The organism is Streptomyces sp. NPDC031274, assembly GCF_055570235.1.
The window spans coordinates 170,982-192,575 of sequence record NZ_JBVIHP010000019.1; the positions used below are offsets into that span (position 1 = coordinate 170,982).

Here is a 21,594-nt window from a genome sequence, read left to right on the forward strand (position 1 = left end):
GCGTGGCGGGGGAGCGCGGGCCACCGGTTCGGCGGACACGAACCGACGGTCCGTCAATTCCCCAATGGACAGATATGTCAAAAAGCGCGGACTATCAGACGTATGCGTGGATTTGTAGCTTCTTCGATCGGCGTCACGTGCGCGGCCGCCCTGGCGCTTCCCCTCACCCTGCCGTCGTCCGGCGCCCGCGCCGTGACCCCGGCCCCCCAGTCGCCGTCCCAACGATCCGCGGAATCGGTCCCGGGCAGCACCCAGTCCCTCCCGCTCACCTCACTCGGCTCCGACCGCTCCCAGGGCGGCGGCGCCTCCCGCGAACAGGGCCTGCTCCAGCGAGAGGTCAAGCCCTTCTCCCTCGTCGGCGTCATCTGGGACGACCCGGACGACGAACTGCACGGCAGCGTCCAGGTCCGCACCCGTGCGAGCGGCACCGGCACCTGGTCCGCCTGGCAGCCCGTGGAGACGCACAACCACGAGCACGCGGCTGACCCGGACGCCGAGGAGCGTGCTTCGGGCAAGACCCGCGGCTCCACGGCGCCCCTGTGGGTCGGCGACTCGGACGGCGTCGAGATCCGCGTCCGGGGAGAGGCGGCGGAGCAGCGAAGTGATCCGGCGCGGCAGCGGGGAGAGGCGGTGCGGCAGCGAGGCGAGACGGTGCGGCAGTCGGGCGAGACGGTGCGGCAGCGAGGCGCGACGGTGGAGCACCGCGCGGCGGCAGAGCCCTCCGCCGGGCAGGCTCTACCGGCGGGCCTGCGCCTCGAACTCGTCGACCCCGGCGCCGAGCCGCCCCCGCAGGGCATCCGGCCCAAGGGCGCAGCCGCCACGACCCTGACCGCCGAGACCGCGGCCGCCTCCGAAGCCAACGCCGGCCTCGCCCCGCTCGGCGCGGACGTCATCCCCGCGCTCAGCAAGAAGAAGACGGAGTCCGACCTCGTCGCGTCCCGCGGCGGACCGGAGGCCGCGGGGAAGGCAAGGCCCTACGTGGGCCCCCGGCCGCGCATCGTCACGCGCAAGGGCTGGGGCGCGAACGAGAAGCTCCGCGAGAAGAAGTTCGCGTACACGAAGACGGTGAAGGCGGCCTTCGTGCACCACAGCGCGTCCGGCAACAACTACAGCTGCTCGCAGGCGGGGTCCGTTCTGCGCAGCATCTACCGCTATCACGTCAAGAGCCTCGGCTGGCGTGACTTCGGCTACAACTTCGCCGTCGACAAGTGCGGAAACATCTACGAAGGACGTGCCGGAGGTGTGGCCAAGCCCGTCCTCGGGGCCCACACTCTCGGTTTCAACACCAACAGCACGGGCATCGCCGTCCTCGGCAGTTTCGGCTACTCCAACCCGCCCGCGGCCGTCGTGAAAGCGATCGCCCGGCTGACCGCCTGGAAGCTCGGCCTGTACGGCGCGAACCCGCGAGGATCGACATATCTGAAGTCCGGGGGTGGCAATCTGTACACGAAAGGCAAGAACGTCCGGCTCCATGTGATCTCCGGGCACCGTGACGGCTTCGCCACGGAATGCCCCGGTATTCGCCTGTACAAGAAGCTGGGCAAGGCCCGGTCCACCTCGGCCCGTTACCAGGGCCGCTGAGTCTGTGGCACACCGCACGACCTGCACAGCACGCTGCACGATCTGCAAAGCCATCTGCATACACTGGCCGGCCGTGACTCAAGTTCGGCCGGCCCCAGCAGGAAGCAGAGACGACAGGTGACAGAAGCGATCCTCCTGGTCGGCGGCAAGGGCACCCGGCTGCGTCCGCTCACGGTGCACACCCCCAAACCGATGGTTCCGGCGGCAGGCGTCCCGTTCCTCACCCACCAGCTGGCGCGGGCGCGCGCGGCAGGCGTGGAGCACATCGTCCTGGCGACCTCGTACCTCGCCGAGGTCTTCGAGCCGTACTTCGGTGACGGCTCGGCGCTCGGCCTCCACATCGAGTACGTCACGGAGACCGAGCCCCTCGGCACGGGCGGGGCGATCCGCAACGTGGCGTCGCGCCTGCGATCAGGGCCCGACGACCCGGTCCTGATCTTCAACGGCGACATCCTCACGGGCCTGGACATCCGGGCCCTGGTCACCACGCACGAGGAGTCGGGAGCGGACGTCTCCCTGCACCTCACGAAGGTCGACGACCCTCGCGCGTACGGCCTCGTGCCGACCGACGGGACGGGCAGGGTGCAGGCCTTCCTGGAGAAGCCGCAGACCCCCGAGGAGATCGTCACCGACCAGATCAACGCGGGCGCGTACGTGTTCCGGCGCTCGGTCATCGACACGATCCCGGCAGGGCGCCCGGTCTCCGTGGAGCGCGAGACGTTCCCCGACCTCCTCGCCTCCGGTGCGCACCTCCAGGGCATGGTCGACTCCACGTACTGGCTGGACCTGGGCACACCCCAGGCCTTCGTACGCGGCTCGGCGGACCTGGTCCTCGGCCGCGCCCCGTCCCCGGCGATCCCGGGCCGCTGCGGCGACCGCCTGATCCTGCCCTCGGCCACGGTCGCCCCGGACGCCAAGCTCACCGGCGGCACGGTCGTCGGCGAGGACGCGGTGGTCGGCGAGGGCGCACGGGTGGACGGCAGCACGGTCCTCGCGGGCGCGGTCGTCGAACCCAACGCGGTGATCACCGACTCACTGGTCGGCGCGGGCGCGAGGGTGGGCGCGCGTACGGTCCTCGCGGGCGCGGTGATCGGCGACGGCGCGGAGGTCGGCGCCGACAACGAACTGCGCGACGGCGTACGGGTGTGGTGCGGGGCGCGGGTCCCGGCGGGGGCGGTGCGGTTCTCGTCGGACCAGTAGAGCTCCGGGCTTCCGGCCCGTCCGGTGGTTGAGGACGGACTCGGCGGAGCCGGTGATGACGGTAGGGCGGGGTAGGGGACGAGGAAAGCCCCTACCCTCGTACAGATGTCATCCCGTTTCGCCCCCCGCTCCACCCCCACCCGCACCACAGTGCGCGGCGGCGAAACGGTCGTGCCCCAGGGCGTACCCCGCGAACAGACGACGGGCCGGACCCGCACCTGGACCCCGCCCTACCCCCTGAACATGGGCCTGACCCTGGGCCCCCTGCGAAGGGGCCCGGCGGACCCCACGTTCAGAGTGACCCCGGACGGCTCGGCATGGCGGGCCAGCCGCACCCCGCAGGGCCCCGGCACACTCAGGGTGGCCCTGCGCGGCGACACGGTGGAGGCAGAGTCCTGGGGCCCTGGAGCCGCCTGGCTCCTGGACCAAATCCCGCACCTCCTCGGTGAGTCGGACACCCCGGAGGACTTCACCCCCCGCCACCGCCTCCTCGCGGCGACGGCGCACCGCCGCCCAGGCCTCCGCCTGCTCCGCACGGGCCTGGTCCTGGAGTCCCTGATCCCGTCGATCCTGGAACAGAAGGTCACGACGGACGAGGCGTACCGCGCGTGGCGCCTCCTGGTCCGCAAGTACGGCGAACCGGCCCCGGGCCCGGTCCCCGCGCAGCTCCGCATGCACGTCATGCCGGACCCGAGGACCTGGACCCTGATCCCGTCCTGGGAGTGGCACAAGGCGGGAGTGGACGACAAACGCGCGTCGACGATCCTGCGGGCGGCGCGGGTGGCCGGACACATGGAGGAGGCGGCGGCGATGGAGCCGCTCAAGGCCCAGGCCCGCCTGGAACTGATCCCGGGCATCGGCCCGTGGACGTCGGCGGAGACGATCCAGCGGAGCAACGGCGCACCGGACGCGGTCACGGTGGGCGACCTCCACCTGCCGGGAATCGTCGGCTACGCCCTGTCGGGCAACCGCGAGGCGGACGACGAGGAGATGCTGCGCCTCCTCACCCCCTACGAGGGCCAACGCCACCGAGCGGCCCGCCTCATCCTCCTGAGCGGCCGCACCCCGTCCCGCAGAACTCCCAAGATGCCAAAGACGGACATAGCCAAGCTCTGAGCCCCGTCAGGAACGCGAGGAGCACCGCGAGCAACCAGCCCCGTAAGGGGCGCGGGGAACGGCGCGAGCAACCACACCAAACCCGCACCCGACGAAGCCGGGTAACCCCGTAAGGGGCGCGAGGAACGGCGCGCCAAGCCCCCACGCGCCCGCAGCCAAGCGCAGAGCCCCAGCTGAGCCCCCCCAAGCCCCCCCCAGCCCCCTCAACGCCCCCGGCGAGCTACCGCACCTGGACGAAGTCCTCCGCATCCCGCGCGGCCCGAGCGCCAGGCTCACCCGCCGCATGCCCCACAGCCACCGCCCCCATCGGATCCCACGACCCCGGAAGCCCGAGCACGTCCCGTACGACATCCCGGCAGAACATCGTCGACGAAACCCACGCGGAGCCCAGCCGCTCCCCGGCGAGCGCGACCAGGAAGTTCTGCACCCCGGCCCCCGCGGCGACCACGAACATCTCCCGCTCCGCCGCGTCCCGCCGCTCGTCCCCGTACGTATGGGAGCCGTCCATGACGAGACAAGGCACCACCAGGTAAGGGGCCTTGCGCAGCACGTCGCCCCGTCGCACCCGCTTGGCGACGGAATCGGCGGACTTCCCGTCCCGCTCCAGGTCCGCGACCCAAGCGTCCCGCATCGCGTCGAGCAGCCGCACCCGCGACTCCTCGGACTCAAGGAGGACGAACCGCCACGGCGTCGTGTGATGCGGTGCGGGCGCGGTCACCGCCGCCGCTACGGCCCGCCGCACGGCCCCGGGGTCCACCGGTTCGTCCGTGAACTCCCGGACGGTCCGCCGCTGTGTCACCGCCTCCCGCACGGCCTCGGACGTCCCGAGCCGGAACATGTCGTCCCGCGAGCTCCGCACCATGACCCGGGCCCCTTCATCGGACCCACCGGAGCCACCGGAGCCACCGGACTCCCCGTTCCCGCCGCTCCCGCTGACGACATGCGGCAGCCCACGCACCACCGCGACCGGCAGCCCCGCGGCCTTCCCCTTCACCAGATCCCCGGCGGCGGCCAGCTCGTCCGCGGTGGCGACGACCGTCGCGCTCAGCGGATTGCCGTACGCGTCCACCCCGCCCCGCAGATCATCGAGGACCCGCACGCCCGCGGCCCCGATGGCGACATCGGTGAGGCCGTTGCGCCAGGGCCGCCCGAAGGTGTCCGTGACCACGACCCCGACGTCCACGCCCAACGCGTCCCGCAGCCCGTCCCGCACCGCGCGCGCCGAGGCGTCGGCGTCCTCGGGCAGCAACAGCACGGTCCCGGACGGCGTGTTCGACGCGTCGACACCGGCGGCGGCCATCACCAGGCCCTGCCGGTTCTCGACGATGCGCAGCGTCCCGCGCCGCGCGACGACCCGCACCGTCTCCGCGTCGATGGCCGCCTCGCGGTCGCTCGCCTCGACGATCCGCCCCTCGGCCTTGCTGACGATCTTCGAGGTGACAAGGAGTACGTCACCGTCGGCGAGCCCCGGCTCGGCGGCGGCGATCAGCTTGGCGAGATCGTCCCCCTGCCGCACCTCGGGCAGCCCGGGAACGGCCCACACACGGAACGACGGCGAGGCCCCGGCACCGGCGATGCCAACGGCATCGGAGGAAGAGCTCACGCCCGCACCTCCTCCGCGAGGGCGAGCGCCGCACGCGCCATCTCGGCGGTTGCGTCGATGTCGCTCATCATCAGCGGAATCGCCCGGCACTGGATCCCCGCCGACTCGACCCGCTCCACGACCCCCGCGTCCACCGTGTCGACGAGCCACCCGTCGAGCAGCCCGCTCCCGTAGTGCTCGGCGACCGCGGCGGCGCTCGACTCCACGCCCACCGCGGCGAGCACCTTGTCGGCCATGCCCCGCACCGGAGCGTCCCCGACGATGGGGGAGAGCCCGACGACGGGCACGCCCGCGTCGGCGATGGCCTCGCGGATCCCCGGCACGGCGAGGATCGTCCCGACGCTCACCACGGGGTTGGACGGCGGGAAGATCACGATGTCCGCGTCGGCGATCGCCTCCAGGACGCCGGGCGCGGGCTTGGCCTGGTCCGCGCCGACCGGCACGACGGCGTGCGCGTCCACGGACGCCCGAAGCCGCACCCAGTACTCCTGGAAGTGCACGGCCTTCTGCTCGCCGTCGACCGTGACGGCGACATGCGTCTCGACGCGGTCGTCCGACATCGGGATGAGCCGCACACCGGGCTGCCACCGCTCGCAGAGCGCTTCCGTCACCGCGCTGAGCGGGAATCCGGCGCCCAGCATCTGCGTCCGCACGATGTGCGTGGCGAAGTCCCGGTCGCCGAGGCCGAACCACTCGGGCCCGACCCCGTACGCGGCGAGTTCTTCCTTGACCTTGAACGTCTCGTCCGTACGCCCCCAGCCCTGCTCCTCGTTGATGCCGCCGCCGAGCGTGTACATCACGGTGTCGAGGTCGGGGCAGACCTTGAGACCGAACAGGTGAATGTCGTCACCGGTGTTGCCGATGACGGTGATGTCCGCGTCAGGCGCGGCTTTCTTGAGCCCGCGGAGGAAACGGGCGCCGCCGATACCGCCGGCCAGGACCACAATGCGCATGGACCCAAGCATGTCAGGCACGTACGACAGCGCGTCAGGCGGTTACGACATCTCCGGCGGCCGGAGCGGTGGCCCGCACGCCGCACTGCGCCGCGTGCATCGGCATGTCGGTCAGGCCGGGGTAGTAGATGTGCAGGCTGACGGCCGGTTCGAGGGAGTCGTTGCCGACGTCGTGCACGTACCCGGGGGCGAACACGCGCTGGGCCCCGGCGCCGAGCGCGCGCTGCCCGCGCTCCGTACGCTCCGTCAGTTCACCCTCCAGGACCGTGAGTACGCCGGAGGAGGGACCGTGGTCGTGCGGGCCGCTGCCCTGCCCGGGCACCCAGGAGAGGAGCCAGACCTCGTATCCGGGCCCGGTGCGCAGGCGGTGGTACCAGCGGCTCGTCGCGTCGTACTCGACGAGGTGGGCCCACTGTGCGCGGTCGGCCGCGATGGTGCGTGCCAGGCCGACGAACTCGGCCACGGTGGCCGGGTGCTCGCGGGCGGGCTGGAGGAGGTGCGTGACTTCGAGGATGTCGCCGGCGATCTGGAGGTCGCTGTCGCTGTTCATGCTGCGGTGGTTCCTCAACGTGAGTGCTGGGGTGTCGCGAGGGAAGGTGGAGCGGGGAGGAGCTGAGCGGGGAGGTGCTGAGCGGGGAGGAGCTCGAACAAGCCGAAAAGGCTCGGCTTCGGGGGGCTCGGGCGACGAAGCGCCGGAGCGGGCTCAACAGCTGGAAGCGGTAGGGCTCAACAGCTGGAACAGGAACAGCGACAGCGCGCGTGGACAGCACCGAGGAGCCCGCTGGTGCGGGTCGTCGAGAGTGCCAAGTTTGCGAGCATGCCCACTAGGACATCGGCTCACACCTTCCCTGTCAACTCTATGTCCGTTATGTGGGATATGTTTCACCTCATCCGGTTGTTCTCTCAGGTGAAAGGTTTGTGCACCGGATGCACGGGACACCCAGGGGACACACCGGCACATCGCGCTTCCACCGGCTCGTAAACCCCGCTGTGATCCTGTGACCCGAATGTGATCCGCTTCGCTTCTGCGGGGTGATCGCAACGGGGCCGATCTCCGTGGCGTCCTTCCCTGGTGAGGGGGGTCGCGGGGTGCATGCGGGGTGCCCCGGGACAGGCCACTGGCAAGTGTCGGCGTTTATGCCGATTTGAACACTTTCCGCATTAGCTTGGTTCCGCAGGGTGAATAAGGGACCCAATAGCAGATCTCGGCTTGACTGGCGCGGATCGGCACACTTGTAATTTCACTCGTGTCGTTCAGCCGAAACCGGAAACGGCAAGCACCACGGGGACGACAGACAGACGAGGGGCGCACATGACCGAGCTGGTTCAGGAACTGCTGGTCGAGGACGCGGACGAGGAACTCGGCTGGCAGGAGCGCGCACTGTGCGCCCAGACCGATCCCGAGTCCTTCTTCCCCGAGAAGGGCGGCTCCACAAGAGAGGCCAAAAAGGTCTGCCTCGCCTGCGAGGTTCGCTCGGAATGCCTTGAGTACGCATTGGCGAACGACGAGCGGTTCGGCATCTGGGGTGGCCTTTCGGAGCGCGAACGCCGCCGCCTGAAGAAGGCCGCCGTCTGAACACGGGCCAGTTCCGCGCGAACACGAGCCTGTATCGCGCCAACAGGAGCGCGCGAACACGAGCCCGTCCCGGCCGAACAATCGGCACACACCCCTACGTAAGGAACAGCCCGCCGCCCGTGGGTCATCCACAGGCGGCGGGCTGTTGTGATGCCAGCCGTTAGTGTGGGGCCCCGTCCGAGACGCCCCGGCGCCCCCATGAAGCGCAGGCGTCCACCGCAGTCCATCGAACCGGGGCCCGTACCTCGATGTCCGTGCACAGCCATACGGCAGCCAGTCACCACGACGCTGCCGCCCCTGAGTTCCCGCGGCACGTCGTCACCGCCGTGATCGTCTCCCACGACGGCGCCCGCTGGCTGCCCGACGCCCTCGCCGGCCTGCTCGGCCAGGAGCGCCCGGTGCAGAACGCCGTGGCCGCGGACACCGGCAGCGCGGACGACTCCGCGCGCCTGCTCACCGAGGCCCTCGGCCCCGACCGCGTCCTGCACCTGGCCCGGCGCTCCGGCTTCGGCACCGCCGTCGACGAGGCGAACCGCACCGCCGGTGTGCTGACTCCGGAAGAGCTGCCCTATCTGAAGCGCCCCAGCGGCTGGGACCCGGTCAGCCGGACCTGGCGCGACGACAACTACGACCTCCCGGAACTGCCGCACGGCGAACCCGAGCAATGGCTCTGGCTGCTGCACGACGACAGCGCGCCCGACCCGGGCGCCCTGTCCGAACTGCTCCGCGTCGTGGAGAACGAACGCGAGATCGGCAAGGACGTCGCGATCGTCGGCCCCAAGCTGCGCGGCTGGTACGACCGCCGCCAACTCCTTGAAGTCGGCGTCTCCATCGCCAACAGCGGCCGCCGCTGGACCGGCATCGACCGCCGCGAACAGGACCAGGGCCAGCACGACCACGTACGGCCCGTCCTCTCGGTGTCCACCGCGGGCATGCTGATCCGGCGTGACGTCTTCGACGAGCTCGGCGGGTTCGACCGGCGCCTTCCGCTCATGCGGGACGACGTCGACCTGTGCTGGCGCGCCCAGAACGCGGGCCACCGCGTCCTCGTCGCCCCCGAAGCCGTCGTCCGGCACGCCGAGGCCTCATCGCGCGAGCGCCGCACCGTCGACTGCGTCGGCCGTACGTCGACGTCGCCGCACCGCGTGGACAAGGCGGGCGCGGTCTACACCCTGCTCGTCAACGCCCGCACGGCCGTGCTGCCCTGGGTGCTCTTCCGGCTCGTGGTGGGCACCCTGCTGCGTACCGTCGCGTATCTGGTCGGCAAGGTGCCGGGCCAGGCGGTCGACGAGGTCGCCGGTCTCCTGGGGACGCTCCTTCGACCCGGACGGATCACCGCCGCCCGCAAGAAGCGCGGCAAGTCGGCGCTCGAACCCGCCGAGATGCGGCCGCTCTTCCCGCCGCCCGGCGCCACCGTGCGCGCCACGGTCGAACAGGTCGCGGGCAATGTCGTCGGCCGCTCCGACCCCGAGGCCGTCACCGGCGCGGGTCGGCACGGAACCGTCGAATCCGGTCCCGGCGGGGACGACGCCGACTTCCTTCAGGTCGAGCAGTTCGCACGCCTGAAGCGCCTGGCCCGCAAGCCGGGTCCGATGCTCTTCGTGGTGCTGCTCTTCGCCTCGCTCATCGCCTGCCGTGAACTCCTCGGCGGCGGCGCCCTCGCGGGCGGCGCGCTGCTGCCCGCACCCGGCGACTCCTCCGCCCTCTGGGCGCGCTATCTGGACGCCTGGCACCCCGTGGGGACCGGCGGCACACAGTCGGCGCCGCCCTATCTCGCGCTCGTCGCGGGGCTCAGCACCCTGCTGCTGGGATCCACCGGGCTCGCGGTCACCGTGCTCCTCGTCGGCTCCGTGCCGCTCGCCGGGTTCGCCGCCTACTTCGCCTCGCGGCCACTGGTCGAGTCGCGCCTGCTGCGCGCCTGGGCCTCGGTCGTGTACGCCTTCCTGCCGGCCGCCACGGGCGCGCTCGCGGGCGGGCGCATCGGCACCGCCGTCCTCGCGATCCTGCTGCCGCTCATGGCGCGCGCGGGCATCGCGGCGAGCGGACTGACCTCTTCGGAGGGCAATCGCGGGAGCTGGCGCGCCTCGTGGGCGTTCGCCCTGCTCCTGACGCTCACCACCGCCTTCACGCCGGTCGTGTGGCCGATCGCCCTGGTGCTCGGCCTCGCGCTCCTCGTGGTGCGCAGGCGCGACATCACGGCGTACGGCCTCCGCTTCCTCGCCGCGCTCGGCACCCCGATCCTGGTCCTCGCGCCCTGGTCGCTCTCGCTGCTGCCCTTCGGCTTCTTCGGTGAGGCCGGTCTTGAGTTCGGCGCCGGCTCCGCGACCGGCCTCGACCTGCTCGGTGGCAGCCCCGGCGGTCCGGGGACCGTCGACGGACTGCTGCTCATCGGCATCGTGCTCGCCGCCCTTGCCGCGCTCCTTCGCACCGAGCGGCAGCTCGCCGTCCGCACCGCCTGGATCGCCGCGCTGGTCGCCTTGGTCTTCGCGGTGCTCTCGAACGACTCGGCGTGGGCGGGCCCCGCCACCCTCGCCTACGGCATCGCGCTCCTCGCCGCCGCCGCGCTCGGCGCCGACGGCGCACGCACGCGTGTCGCCGAGCAGAGCTTCGGCTGGCGCCAGCCGGTCGCCGTCCTCATCGCCTTCGCGGCCGCCGCGGGTCCGCTGCTCGTCGCCGCCGGGTGGATGATCCGCGGCGCCGACGGCCCCATGGAGCGGCGCGACCCGGTGCAGGTGCCCGCGTTCGTCGCCGAGGAGAGCGGCACGCAGGACCAGGCCCGCACGCTCGTCCTGGACAGCGACTCGCCCGCCCAGGTCGCGTACACGCTCGTCCGCGGCTCGGGCGCCCGGCTCGGTGACGCCGAACTCGCCGAGGCCGGCGGCTCCAACCAGCGCCTCGACAAGATCGTCGCCCGGCTCCTCGCGGGCTCCGGCGCCGACCAGGCCGACCAGCTCGGCGGCTTCGCCGTCCGCTACGTCCTCGTACGCGACGGCGCTCCCCGCCAGATGAGCCGCACCCTGGACTCCACCCCCGGCCTCACCCGGCTCAGCCAGGAGGACGGCAGCGCCCTGTGGCGCGTGGACCGGCAGGTCTCGCGCGCCGCGATCGTGCCCGGGTCCGGCGACCCCATGCCGGTCGCCGCGGGCCCCGTGGAGCTGCACACGAACATCCCGGCAGGTGACGAGGGCCGCACCCTGCGGCTCGCCGACGCGGCCGACGAGGGCTGGACGGCGACCCTGGACGGCCGCCCGCTGACCAGGACCACGCTGGACGGCTGGGCGCAGGGCTTCGAACTGCCCTCGTCGGGCGGCACCCTGGACGTCACCTACGACACCCCCGTGGGCCACACGGGATGGCTGTGGGCCCAGGGCGCGCTCGCCGTGGTCCTGGTGGTCATGGCCCTTCCCGGCCGCCGCCGCCAGGTGGACGACGACCTCCCCGACGAGCCCGTCATCCCGGCCCAGCCCGCCGAGGGCGAGGGACGCAGGGCCCGCAGGCTGCGCGCCGCACAGGCCGAGCAGGACGCCGCACAGGCCGCGCCGGGAGACGCCGGGCAGGACGACGCCGGTACGCCACCGCCTCCTCCGGAGGAGGAGGCCTTCGCGGCGGTTCCCCAGCAGCAGTCGTACGAGGAGTGGGAGGCCCCCGCCCACGCGGGCGCCGACTACGGCACGTACCAGGGCGAGCAGCAGTACCAGGAAGCGCAGTACCAGACGGGCGGCTACGACCAGGCTGACCAGTTGGCGTACCAGGACCCCTACCAGGGCGGCCAGTACGACCCGTACGCCTACGGAGGCGTACAGGGCGGCGGCGAGCAGTACGGCCAGCCGTACGACCCCGTGTACGGGCATCAGCAGCCCCCGGTGCCGCCCCAGCCCCCGCAGCCGCCGCACGGCACCGACAGTGAGCGCCCCGACGGGAGCCAGCAGTGAACCGCTCGACCCAGTCCCTGATCGCCGCGGTGGCCGCGCTCGCCGCCGTCACCGGATTCGCCGTCGCCAACGCGCCCGATGGCAGCGGCGACGACGGCGCGAAGGCGGCCGCGCGGCTGCCCGTCGAGCGCACGAGCCTGCTCTGCCCGGTGCCCAGTTCCTCCGACCTCGCCGAGACCTCGTACACGGCGTTCACCCCTAAAGGTGAGGAATCCGGCGAAGCGGGCAAGGCGGAACTACTGCCCGCGACGAAGGAGTTGACGGACGCGCCGAAGGGCGGCGGCAAGGACACGAAGAAGGCCGCCAAGCCCTTCCTGACCTCGAAGGCACCGGGCAAGCCCGTCACCGGCGAGGAGTCCGGGGGAAGTTCACCCGCGCTCCTGGGCACGGCCGACGGCAAGCTCGCCCCCGGCTGGACCGTCCAGCAGACCACCAAGTACTCCGTGGGCAGCGGCCGCGGCCTCCAGGGCGCCAACTGCACGGCGCCCGACACGGACTTCTGGTTCCCGGGCACGAGCAGCACCAAGGGCCGCAGCGACTACGTCCACCTGACCAACCCGGACGACTCGGCGGCCGTCGTCGACATCGAGCTGTACGGCAAGGACGGCGCCCTCAAGACCGAGGTGGGCGAGGCGATCCAGGTCCAGCCGCACTCCAGCGTGCCGGTCCTGCTCTCCACGCTCTCGCCCAAGGAGCAGACCAACCTCACGATGCACGTGACCGCGCGCAGCGGCCGGGTCGCGGCCGCCGTGCAGTCCTCGGACGACAAGCTCGGCGGCGACTGGCTGCCCGCGTCCGCGGACCCCGCGAGCCGCGTGGTCCTGCCCGGCATCCCCAAGGACGCCACCTCCGTACGCCTTGTGGCCTTCGCGCCCGGCGCCGACGACGCCGACCTGAAGGTCCAACTGGCCTCGCCGAACGGCTCGATCAGCCCGGCCGGACACGCGAACCTGCACGTCAAGTCCGGCATGACGAGCGCGGTCGACCTGGGCGACGTCACCAAGGGCGAGGCGGGTTCCCTGATCCTGACGCCCGCTGAGGACGCGGCACCGGTGGTGGCGGCCCTGCGCGTCACCCGGGGCAAGGGTGCCGACCAGGAGACGGCGTTCATCCCGGCCACGAAGTCGATCGGCACGCGCGCGACGGTGGCCGACAACCGGGCCAAGGGCTCCACGCTGTCCCTCGTCGCCCCCGGCAAGACCGGCAAGGTGAGGGTCACGGCCTCGGAGGGCAGCGAGGGCGGCACGTCGACGAGCAAGACGTACACGGTCAAGGGCGGCACGACCCTGGGGGTCAAGGCCCCCGTCCCCAGCGGCCTCAAGGGCACGTACGCACTCACGGTGGAACCGGTGTCGGGGGGCGATGTCCACGCCTCCCGCATGCTGGAGGACCCGGAGGACGGCATCCCCATGTTCACCATCCAGACCCTGCCGGACGACAGGGGGACGGTGTCGGTGCCGCAGGCGGAACAGGACCTGAAGGTGCTGCAGAAGTAGCCCGGTCGCCCGGTCAGTCGGTCGGTCGGCCGGTCAGTCGGTCCGCCGGGGGTGGGGGAGCGGTCAGTCCTCCCCGTACCGCGGGTCCACCGACTCGGGCGAGAGCCCGAGCAGCTCGGCCACCTGCTCGACCACCACTTCGTGGACGAGCGCGGCCCGCTCCTCGCGCCCCTTGGTCCGGATCTCCACGGGGCGCCGGTAGATGACCACCCGGGCGGGCCGCTCGTCGGCGGCCTCGACGATGCCGCCGAGCGGCACGACGTCATCGCTCCAGTCGTCGTCGCCCGAAGCCGGACCGGAACCCGCGCCCGGCCCCAGCGTCGGAACCTCGAGCACGAGGAAATCGATCTCGCTCAGCTGCGGCCACCGCCGTTCAAGGCGTTCCACGGAGTCCTGCACCAGATCGGTGAAGACCTCGGCGCGGCTGGCGGAGAGCGGCACCTGGGGCGGCGCGACGGGCCCGCGCATGCCCCTGCCGTGGCGGTCGCGGCGGCGGGGCCTCGGGTCGGTGGTGGGGGGGTCTACGGGGTCGTCCATCACTGACGAAGACTAGTCCTCGAGATCGCTGTTTCCGCACAGCTTCCGCCTGGCTTCCGTACTGCTTCTGTACGACGTCCGTACGGCGCGCGACATGTCGCGCGCTGACCGTTCCGGCCAGGATCGGGTCCGATTCCGTATCTCTCCGGGACCGTCGATCCCGCGATGAATGACGGGATTTGAGCCAACTACTGTCTGGATTCAACACCACTGGTCACTCCGGTCTCTTGCGTCACCGCAGGTCAGAGAGGCGTCACGCGAACGTGTGGTGGCGGGGGCCGCGGCACGACACGGTGGGGTGAGCTCGCGGGGAGTCGTCGCGGCCCACTCAAGAGTGCGGTACCGTCCAACATCGTGAGCCCTGTACGTCGCTGTTCGCGCACCGCTTGCGGCCGTCCCGCCGTCGCGACGCTGACGTACGTCTACGCCGACTCGACCGCGGTCCTCGGCCCCCTCGCCACCTACGCCGAACCCCACTGTTACGACCTGTGCGCCGAGCACTCCGAGCGCCTCACCGCGCCCCGCGGCTGGGAGGTCGTCCGCCTCGCGGACTCCGCCGGTCCGGCCCGCCCCAGCGGTGACGACCTCGAAGCGCTCGCCAACGCGGTGCGCGAGGCGGCCCGCCCGCAGGAGCGCGCGGCGGAAGCCGGCGGTGGCCCGCGCAGGGCGGACCCGATGGAGGTCGCGCGCCGCGGCCATCTGCGGGTCCTGCGCTCACCGGATTCCTGAGCGCCTTCTCCCCGGATGTGCCGGATTTCCCGGATCTCCCGGGTTTTCTGGTGACTCGGCCTCTGGATGACGCGGCGGCCGTCTCCGTAGACCCCTGTCGTTTACCGCTGAACAGGTTCTCTCGCGCAACCCATTGACGTGCCCACGCCGTCGACATGACCATTCCCCCACTCGTGAGAGATCACCTTCCGCATCACGGAAACCGGGGAGCCGCCCGTGTACGTGCAGCAGCTGGAGCCCGTGGCCGATTCGCTCGGCCTGTCCGCCCTCATCGCGACCCTGCCCCTCCTCACCGTCCTCGTCCTGCTCGGCGTCGTCCGTATGAAGGCCCACCACGCGGGCCTCATCGGCCTCGGCGTCGCCGCTCTGGTCGCATGGGTCGCGTACGGGATGCCACTCGGCCAGACCGCGTCCGGCGCCGCGCAAGGCGCCCTCTTCGGGCTCTTCCCCATCCTGTGGATCGTCGTCAACGCCCTGTGGGTCTACCGGATGACCGTCCGCACCCGGCACTTCGACATCCTGCGCCGCTCCTTCGGGCGGCTCTCGGACGATCCGCGCATCCAGGCACTCGTCGTCGCCTTCTGCTTCGGGGCGCTCCTGGAGGCGCTCGCGGGCTTCGGGGCGCCCGTCGCGATCTCCGCGGTGATGCTGGTGGCGCTCGGCTTCGACCCCGTGAAGGCCGCGGTCGTCGCCCTCGTGGCCAACACCGCACCCGTCGCCTTCGGCGCCATGGGCACCCCCGTGGTGACGCTCGCCCAGGTCACCGGGCTTCCGCTGGACACCGTCGCCACGGTGGTCGGCCGCCAGACGCCGCTGCTCGCCCTTGTCGTGCCACTGCTCCTGGTCGGCCTCGTGGACGGGCGGCGCGGCCTGCGCGAGACCTGGGTGCCCGCCCTCGCCTGCGGATTCGCCTTCGCCGCCGCACAGTTCGCCGCCTCCAACTACGTCTCCGCCCAGCTGGCCGACATCGGGGCGGCGTTGGCGGGCGCGGGCGCCCTTGTGGCGGTGCCGAGCGCCCGCAAACCCGCCGCGGAGCCCGTACGCGCCGCGGTCCTCACCGGCGTACGCAGCGAAGACCTGGACCAGGACGACCCGCGCCCCGAGATCCTGCGTGCCTACGCCCCGTACGCGCTCATCGTCGCCATCTTCTCCATCGCCCAGATCCCGCCCGTGAAAGACCTGTTGGCCAAGGCGACACAGACCTTCGACTGGCCCTTCCTGAACGTCGCCAACCCTGAGGGCGAACCGATCGCGGGCAACCTCTTCTCGCTGCCGCTCGTGGCGACGGGCGGGACGCTCGTGCTGTTCGCGGGCGTGGCCACGGCGGCCATCATCGGGGTGCACGCGCGCGTGGCGGTGCGGGAATGGCTGGCGACCGTGCACGAACTGCGGTTCGCGATCCTCACCGTGACCTCCGTGCTCGCGCTCGCGTACGTGATGAACCTGTCCGGACAGGCCGCCACCATCGGCCACTTCGTGGCGGCGGCGGGCGCGGGGCTCGCCTTCCTGTCGCCGGTGCTCGGCTGGTTCGGCGTCGCGGTCTCCGGCTCGGACACCTCGGCCAACGCGCTCTTCGGCGCGCTCCAGGTGACGGCGGCCCAGCAGTCCGGGCTCTCGCCCGAACTGCTCGCCGCCGCCAACAGTTCGGGCGGCGTGCTCGGCAAGATGATCTCCCCGCAGAATCTGACGATCGCGTGCGCGGCGGTCGGACTCGCGGGCAAGGAGGGCGATCTGCTGCGCAAGGTGCTGCCCTGGAGCCTCGGCCTGTTGCTGGTGATGTGTCTGATTGTGGTGGGGCAGAGCACGGTGGTACTCGGCTGGATGCTGCCGTGACGAGAGCACTGACGCCTGCCTGAGGCTTACCTGACGTCGACCTTGCGTCGTCCTTGCGTCGTCCTTGCACAGGCTTGGCGACGCTCACAGCTGCTTGTCAGTTGTTGCGGGTAGTTTGGGGTCACCGGCGAGCACTCGCCGGTCTCGCTGAACTCGCAGAACCTGCAGAGAGGGTTGGCCGTGACTGCTGATCTGTCCCAGATCGTGAAGGCGTACGACGTGCGCGGGGTGGTCCCGGACCAGTGGGACGAGTCGCTGGCGGAACTGTTCGGCGCGGCCTTCGCGAAGGTGACGGGCGCGGACGCGATCGTCACCGGGCACGACATGCGGCCTTCGTCGCCCGGCCTCTCCCGTGCCTTCGCACGCGGGGCCGCGGCGCTCGGCGTCGACGTCACGGAGATCGGCCTCTGCTCGACGGACCAGCTCTACTACGCGTCGGGTGCGCTGAACCTGCCGGGCGCGATGTTCACGGCTTCGCACAACCCCGCGCAGTACAACGGCATCAAGATGTGCCGCGCGGGCGCCGCCCCGGTCGGCCAGGACACCGGCCTCGCCGAGATCCGCGCCCTGGTGGAGGAGTGGTCACAGGCCGGCGCTCCGGAGCCCGCGGCCACGCCCGGCACGCTCACGGAGCGGGACACCCTCAAGGACTACTCGGCGCACCTGCGCGGCCTGGTGGACCTGACCTCCATCCGCCCCCTCAAGGTCGTCGTCGACGCGGGCAACGGCATGGGCGGGCACACCGTCCCGACGGTCTTCGACGGCCTGCCGCTCACGCTCGTACCGATGTACTTCGAGCTGGACGGCACGTTCCCGAACCACGAGGCCAACCCCCTCGACCCGAAGAACATCGTGGACCTGCAGGAGCGGGTCCGCGAGGAGGGCGCCGACCTCGGCATCGCCTTCGACGGCGACGCGGACCGCTGCTTCGTCGTCGACCAGGACGGCGGCCCGGTCTCCCCGTCGGCGATCACCGCCCTCGTCGCCTCGCGCGAGCTCGCGCGCAACGGCGGCAAGGGCACGGTCATCCACAACCTCATCACCTCGTGGTCGGTCCCCGAGGTCGTGCGGGAGAACGGCGGCACGCCGGTCCGCACCCGTGTGGGCCACTCGTTCATCAAGGAGGAGATGGCCAAGACGGGCGCCATCTTCGGCGGCGAGCACTCGGCGCACTACTACTTCCGCGACTTCTGGAACGCGGACACGGGCATGCTGGCCGCGCTCCACGTCCTCGCCGCGCTCGGCGGCCAGGACGGCCCGCTGTCGGCTCTCGTCGCGCAGTACGACCGCTATGCCGCGTCCGGCGAGATCAACTCCACGGTCGACGACCAGACGGCCCGTCTCGCGGCGATCAAGGCGAAGTACGAAGCCGAGGAGGGCGTCACCATCGACGACCTGGACGGCCTCACGGTGACGGCCACGGACTGGTGGTTCAACGTCCGAGCCTCCAACACGGAGCCGCTCCTCCGCCTGAACGTAGAGGCAAGGGACGAGCCCACCATGGCCAGGGCGAGGGACGAGGCACTGGCCATCATCAGGGGCTGAGCGAAGGGGCGTCGCGGCGGTGGGAGCGGGGGCGGCAGCGCGTCTGGTGCCCCGGCTGCCGCCGCGTCGGCGGGCAGCCGCTCTGACTTTCCGCTGCCGCTGCCGCCGCGCTGGCGGGCAGCGGTCCTGGCACCTTGCCCGCCGCCCGGTCTGCCCCGTTCACGGGCGGGCGTTCCGGCGCTCCTGCCCACCGGGTCTGCCCCGTTCGCGGGCAGGCGTTCCGGCGCACCCTCCCACCCTGGCCGACCCGTTCGCGGGCAGGCGTTCCGCAGGGCGAGTGGGGTCTCCCCTGCTCTAGCGAAGCCGAGAGCTTGGGGCAGGTGGGCGCAAACGCCCCCCACCGGCCCGTAGAGGGGGAAGGGTAGGCGCAACGCCTCCACCGGCCCGCAGAAGGGGAACGGCGGGCGCAAACGCCACCGGCCCGCAGAAGAAGAACAGCGCCGAGCCCCACCCAGGGGCTCTGGGGCGAAGCCCCGGCCGTACACGCCCAAGGCCCAGGGGCCAGCGTAGGCTGACCAGGCGACATTCCTTATCCGCCCCACTCGAAGGGACCCACCCCATGCCGCTCGAAGCCGGCCTCCTGGAGATCCTCGCCTGCCCGGCCTGCCACGCCCCCCTCAAGGAGGCGGAAGCGGAGCTGATCTGCACCGCGGACAGCAAGGAATGCGGCCTCGCCTACCCCGTCCGCGACGACATCCCCGTACTCCTCGTCGACGAGGCCCGCCGCCCCGCGTAAAGCCTCGCAGGGCCCTAGCAAGGCCTGCGCAAGGACCTCGCAAGGCCCCCGCGACGCCCCGCCCGCAAGGCGGACCGCAAGGCCGGCGAAAGGCCCGGCGCAACGACAAGATGAGCGACCGGCGGCGCCCCGCCCCGTCGCCAGGCGAATCGGAGGCCCGACCCCATGCTCGACGAATCGCTCCTCGACGCCCCCGAGGCCCTCGCCGTGGCCGACCGCCGAGGCCTCCTCCGCGGCGCCGCAGAGGCGGGCGCCCGCGTCCGTACGGCGGTCCGGCACGCCACGGAGGCCGGGCTCACGCAGCTCAAGCCGGACGGCCGCCCCCGCGCCATTCTGATCGTGGGCCCCGGCACCGCCGCCACCTGCGTCGCCGACCTGCTCGGCACCCTCGCGGGCACGGGCTGCCCCGTGATCCGCCTCGCCTCCACCGGCGTGGCCCCCGCCGCAGGTGCCCTGCGCTGGGCGCTCCCCGGCTGGGCGGGCCCCCTGGACCTGCTGCTCATCGCCACCCCGGACGGCACGGAACCAGGCCTCGAACTCCTCGCCGAGCAGGCCTACCGCCGCGGCTGCACGGTCGTCGCCGTCGCCCCCGCACGCTCCCCGCTGGCCGAGGGCGTCGAAGGCACGCACGGCCTCACGGTCGCGATGGCCGCTTCGCCGTACGGGGAGTACGAAGCCCCGCACGACGGAGAGCGCGCTTCAGGAACGTACGAGGCGCGCCGCGTGAGCGACGAGGCCGCCGCGTCCGCCCCCGCCACCCTGTGGGCCCTGCTCACCCCGCTCCTCATCCTCTTGGACCGCACCGGCCTGGTCACCGCACCGGTCGAGACCCTGGAGAAGATCGCCGACCGCCTCGACAACGTCGCCGAACGCTGCGGCCCCGTCATCGCGACGTACAGCAACCCCGCCAAGACACTCGCCGCCGAACTCGCCGGGGCCCTCCCGGTGATCTGGACAGAGGGACGGCTCGCGGGCCCCGTCGGCCGGCGTTTCGCCGCCACGCTCGCCGAGCTGGCCGGACACCCGGCGGTCGCGGGCGAGCTGCCCGAGTCGCTGCCCGCGCACGGCGCCCTGCTCGCGGGCAACCTCGCCCCGAGCGGCGACGGCGGCGACGCCGACGACTTCTTCCGCGACCGCGTCGAGGAATCCCAGCGACTGCGCGCCCGCGTCGTCCTGCTCCGCGACCGCCCGGTGGACGCGGGAGGCCTCAGCGCCGCCCCCGCGGCCCGCGAGCTCGCCCACGGCCACGACATCGCGCTCAGCGAGCTCGAGCCGGAGGACGGCGACGACCTGGAGACCCTCGCGGAACTGATCGCCGTCACGGATTTCGCCGCCGTTTACCTGGCGCTCGCCCCGTGGGACGGATCATGAGCGCAGCCCGTTCATGACTGCCCCGTGGGACGGGTCATGACCGCAGCCCGTTCATGACTGCCCCGTGGGGCGGATCATGACCGCAGCCCCCTCATGACCCCGGACCGACCGCACCGCGTACGTACGTAAGGGAGACCCCCTCCGTGGACCGCCTCACCAACACCATCCGCCCCTACGCCTGGGGTTCCACCACCGCCATCGCGGAGCTCCTCGGCGTCGAGCCGACCGGTGAACCGCAGGCCGAGATGTGGATGGGCGCCCACCCCGGCGCGCCCTCGCGCACCGAGCGCGGCCCGCTCGACAAGGTGATCGACGAGGACCCGGGGCACGAGCTCGGCAGGGCGGCGGTCGCCAAGTTCGGCCCGCGGCTGCCCTTCCTTCTCAAGATCCTCGCGGCGGGCGCGCCGCTCTCCCTCCAGGTGCACCCCAACCTGGAGCAGGCGAGGGAGGGTTACGCGGACGAGGAGCGCCGCGGCGTCCCGATTGACGCCCCGCACCGCAACTACAAGGACGCCAACCACAAGCCCGAACTGATCTGCGCGCTCACGGAGTTCGACGGCCTCTGCGGCTTCCGCGACCCCGTCGAGGCAGCGGACCTCCTTGCCGGACTCGGCGTCGACTCCGTGAAGCCGTACGTCGATCTCCTGCACGCCAAGCCCGAGGACGGCGCCCTGCGCGAGGTCCTGACGGCCGTTCTGACCGCGGACCCCGAGGAGATGGCCGCGACCGTCACCGAGGTCACCGAGGCCGCCGAGCGCCTGGGCGGCGCCTACGCCCCGTACGCGGGCATCGCGCGCCACTACCCCGGCGACCCGGGCGTCGTCGCGGCGATGCTCCTCAACCACGTCCGGCTCCAGCCCGGCGAGGCCCTGTTCCTCGGCGCCGGAGTGCCGCACGCCTACCTCGACGGCCTCGGCGTCGAGATCATGGCGAACTCGGACAACGTGCTGCGCTGCGGCCTGACCCCCAAGCACGTCGACGTACCCGAACTCCTGCGCATCGTCCGCTTCGAGCCGACCGACCCCGGTGTCCTGCGCCCGGAAGCGACGCCCGACGGCGAAGAGATCTACTCCACCCCGATCGACGAGTTCCGCCTCTCCCGCTTCGTCCTGCCCGACGGCGCGGCACCGCACGACCTCACGGCCGCCACCCCGCAGATCCTGCTCTGCGTCGCGGGCTCGGTCCACGTGGGCGACGCGGGGGAACTCGCGCCCGGACAGTCCGTGTTCGTACCCGCGGACGAAAAGACCGAAGTGTCCGGAGTCGGCACGGTCTTCCGCGCCACTGTGGTGGCCTGACTCACCACCAGCGCCGCGTGCTGCAACAATGACCCACCGCAAAGGGCGGGCAAAGCAGCGCTGCCGACGGTGGACGACGAACGTACGC

At 72.0% G+C, this 21,594-nt stretch carries 16 protein-coding genes; 12 read left to right on the top strand and 4 right to left on the bottom strand.

The genetic code is table 11. The features are described 5' to 3' along the window. Positions 1-102: 102 nt before the first annotated feature. The 3 genes from ACZ5CR_RS28625 (at position 103) to ACZ5CR_RS28635 (ending at position 3,897) form a co-directional block, all read left to right on the top strand. Entirely contained in the window at positions 103-1,581 is a 1,479-nt protein-coding gene (locus ACZ5CR_RS28625) for a peptidoglycan recognition protein family protein (protein WP_468862485.1), read from the top strand. A 117-nt stretch (positions 1,582-1,698) separates the two neighbouring features. Beyond that, entirely contained in the window at positions 1,699-2,781 is a 1,083-nt protein-coding gene (gene manB, locus ACZ5CR_RS28630; RefSeq protein ID WP_468862487.1) for a mannose-1-phosphate guanylyltransferase, read from the top strand. Positions 2,782-2,886: 105 nt separating this feature from the next. Continuing rightward, positions 2,887-3,897, top strand: a complete 1,011-nt coding sequence (locus tag ACZ5CR_RS28635; RefSeq protein ID WP_468862489.1) for a DNA-3-methyladenine glycosylase family protein — start codon at positions 2,887-2,889, stop codon at positions 3,895-3,897. A 220-nt stretch (positions 3,898-4,117) separates the two neighbouring features. Here the strand turns inward: ACZ5CR_RS28635 and ACZ5CR_RS28640 are convergent, their stop codons facing one another. Genes ACZ5CR_RS28640 through ACZ5CR_RS28650 form a run of 3 tightly spaced genes read right to left on the bottom strand, consistent with a single transcriptional unit; the run spans position 4,118 to position 7,003 of the window. Beyond that, on the bottom strand, positions 4,118-5,500 hold the full coding sequence (locus tag ACZ5CR_RS28640; RefSeq protein ID WP_468862491.1) for a coenzyme F420-0:L-glutamate ligase: 1,383 nt from the start codon (positions 5,498-5,500) through the stop codon (positions 4,118-4,120). Then, on the bottom strand, positions 5,497-6,453 hold the full coding sequence (cofD, locus tag ACZ5CR_RS28645; protein WP_453533449.1) for a 2-phospho-L-lactate transferase: 957 nt from the start codon (positions 6,451-6,453) through the stop codon (positions 5,497-5,499). Before cofD ends, ACZ5CR_RS28640 begins: the two co-directional genes overlap by 4 nt. Before the next feature lie 34 nt (positions 6,454-6,487). Continuing rightward, positions 6,488-7,003, bottom strand: coding sequence for a cysteine dioxygenase (locus ACZ5CR_RS28650; protein ID WP_468862493.1), 516 nt, complete (start codon positions 7,001-7,003; stop codon positions 6,488-6,490). 762 nt (positions 7,004-7,765) lie between these two features. Between ACZ5CR_RS28650 and ACZ5CR_RS28655 the strand changes: the two genes are divergently transcribed. From ACZ5CR_RS28655 to ACZ5CR_RS28665, 3 genes are all read left to right on the top strand, one after another. Next, positions 7,766-8,029 carry a WhiB family transcriptional regulator gene (locus ACZ5CR_RS28655; RefSeq protein ID WP_016642094.1) on the top strand — a complete coding sequence of 88 codons (264 nt, stop codon included), beginning with the start codon at positions 7,766-7,768 and terminating at the stop codon, positions 8,027-8,029. A 248-nt stretch (positions 8,030-8,277) separates the two neighbouring features. Next, entirely contained in the window at positions 8,278-11,961 is a 3,684-nt protein-coding gene (locus tag ACZ5CR_RS28660; protein WP_468862495.1) for a glycosyltransferase family 2 protein, read from the top strand. After that, positions 11,958-13,457 (top strand): DUF5719 family protein, encoded by a 1,500-nt coding sequence (locus ACZ5CR_RS28665; RefSeq protein ID WP_468862497.1) that lies wholly within the window; start codon positions 11,958-11,960, stop codon positions 13,455-13,457. Before ACZ5CR_RS28660 ends, ACZ5CR_RS28665 begins: the two co-directional genes overlap by 4 nt. Before the next feature lie 63 nt (positions 13,458-13,520). On the opposite strand, the gene ACZ5CR_RS28670 is transcribed toward ACZ5CR_RS28665, so the two are convergent. Then, positions 13,521-13,994 (bottom strand): metallopeptidase family protein, encoded by a 474-nt coding sequence (locus ACZ5CR_RS28670; RefSeq protein WP_468862499.1) that lies wholly within the window; start codon positions 13,992-13,994, stop codon positions 13,521-13,523. Between the two features lie 354 nt (positions 13,995-14,348). On the opposite strand from ACZ5CR_RS28670, the gene ACZ5CR_RS28675 reads away from it, so the two are divergent. The 6 genes from ACZ5CR_RS28675 (at position 14,349) to manA (ending at position 21,506) form a co-directional block, all read left to right on the top strand. Then, a complete protein-coding gene (locus tag ACZ5CR_RS28675) occupies positions 14,349-14,723 on the top strand; it encodes a DUF3499 domain-containing protein (RefSeq protein WP_383274576.1) in 375 nt (124 codons plus the stop codon). A 216-nt stretch (positions 14,724-14,939) separates the two neighbouring features. Then, positions 14,940-16,556, top strand: coding sequence for an L-lactate permease (locus ACZ5CR_RS28680; protein WP_468862501.1), 1,617 nt, complete (start codon positions 14,940-14,942; stop codon positions 16,554-16,556). Between the two features lie 180 nt (positions 16,557-16,736). Further along, positions 16,737-18,101 carry a phosphomannomutase/phosphoglucomutase gene (locus ACZ5CR_RS28685; RefSeq protein ID WP_468862504.1) on the top strand — a complete coding sequence of 455 codons (1,365 nt, stop codon included), beginning with the start codon at positions 16,737-16,739 and terminating at the stop codon, positions 18,099-18,101. 559 nt (positions 18,102-18,660) lie between these two features. Then, the gene (locus ACZ5CR_RS28690) at positions 18,661-18,837 is read left to right on the top strand and encodes a Trm112 family protein (protein WP_389904494.1); all 177 of its coding nucleotides are present in this window, start codon (positions 18,661-18,663) and stop codon (positions 18,835-18,837) included. 165 nt (positions 18,838-19,002) lie between these two features. After that, the gene (locus ACZ5CR_RS28695; protein ID WP_468862508.1) at positions 19,003-20,208 is read left to right on the top strand and encodes an SIS domain-containing protein; all 1,206 of its coding nucleotides are present in this window, start codon (positions 19,003-19,005) and stop codon (positions 20,206-20,208) included. A gap of 143 nt (positions 20,209-20,351) precedes the next feature. Beyond that, on the top strand, positions 20,352-21,506 hold the full coding sequence (gene manA, locus ACZ5CR_RS28700; RefSeq protein WP_468862511.1) for a mannose-6-phosphate isomerase, class I: 1,155 nt from the start codon (positions 20,352-20,354) through the stop codon (positions 21,504-21,506). The last annotated feature ends 88 nt before the right edge of the window (positions 21,507-21,594 follow it).

Coding starts and splice junctions, on each gene's coding strand:
- ACZ5CR_RS28670 (WP_468862499.1), bottom strand. CDS start 13,994: ATGGACGACCCCGTAGACCCCCCCACCACCGACCCGAGGCCCCGCCGC.
- ACZ5CR_RS28695 (WP_468862508.1), top strand. CDS start 19,003: ATGCTCGACGAATCGCTCCTCGACGCCCCCGAGGCCCTCGCCGTGGCC.
- cofD (WP_453533449.1), bottom strand. CDS start 6,453: ATGCGCATTGTGGTCCTGGCCGGCGGTATCGGCGGCGCCCGTTTCCTC.
- ACZ5CR_RS28650 (WP_468862493.1), bottom strand. CDS start 7,003: ATGAACAGCGACAGCGACCTCCAGATCGCCGGCGACATCCTCGAAGTC.
- ACZ5CR_RS28690 (WP_389904494.1), top strand. CDS start 18,661: ATGCCGCTCGAAGCCGGCCTCCTGGAGATCCTCGCCTGCCCGGCCTGC.
- ACZ5CR_RS28655 (WP_016642094.1), top strand. CDS start 7,766: ATGACCGAGCTGGTTCAGGAACTGCTGGTCGAGGACGCGGACGAGGAA.
- ACZ5CR_RS28635 (WP_468862489.1), top strand. CDS start 2,887: ATGTCATCCCGTTTCGCCCCCCGCTCCACCCCCACCCGCACCACAGTG.
- ACZ5CR_RS28625 (WP_468862485.1), top strand. CDS start 103: ATGCGTGGATTTGTAGCTTCTTCGATCGGCGTCACGTGCGCGGCCGCC.
- ACZ5CR_RS28660 (WP_468862495.1), top strand. CDS start 8,278: ATGTCCGTGCACAGCCATACGGCAGCCAGTCACCACGACGCTGCCGCC.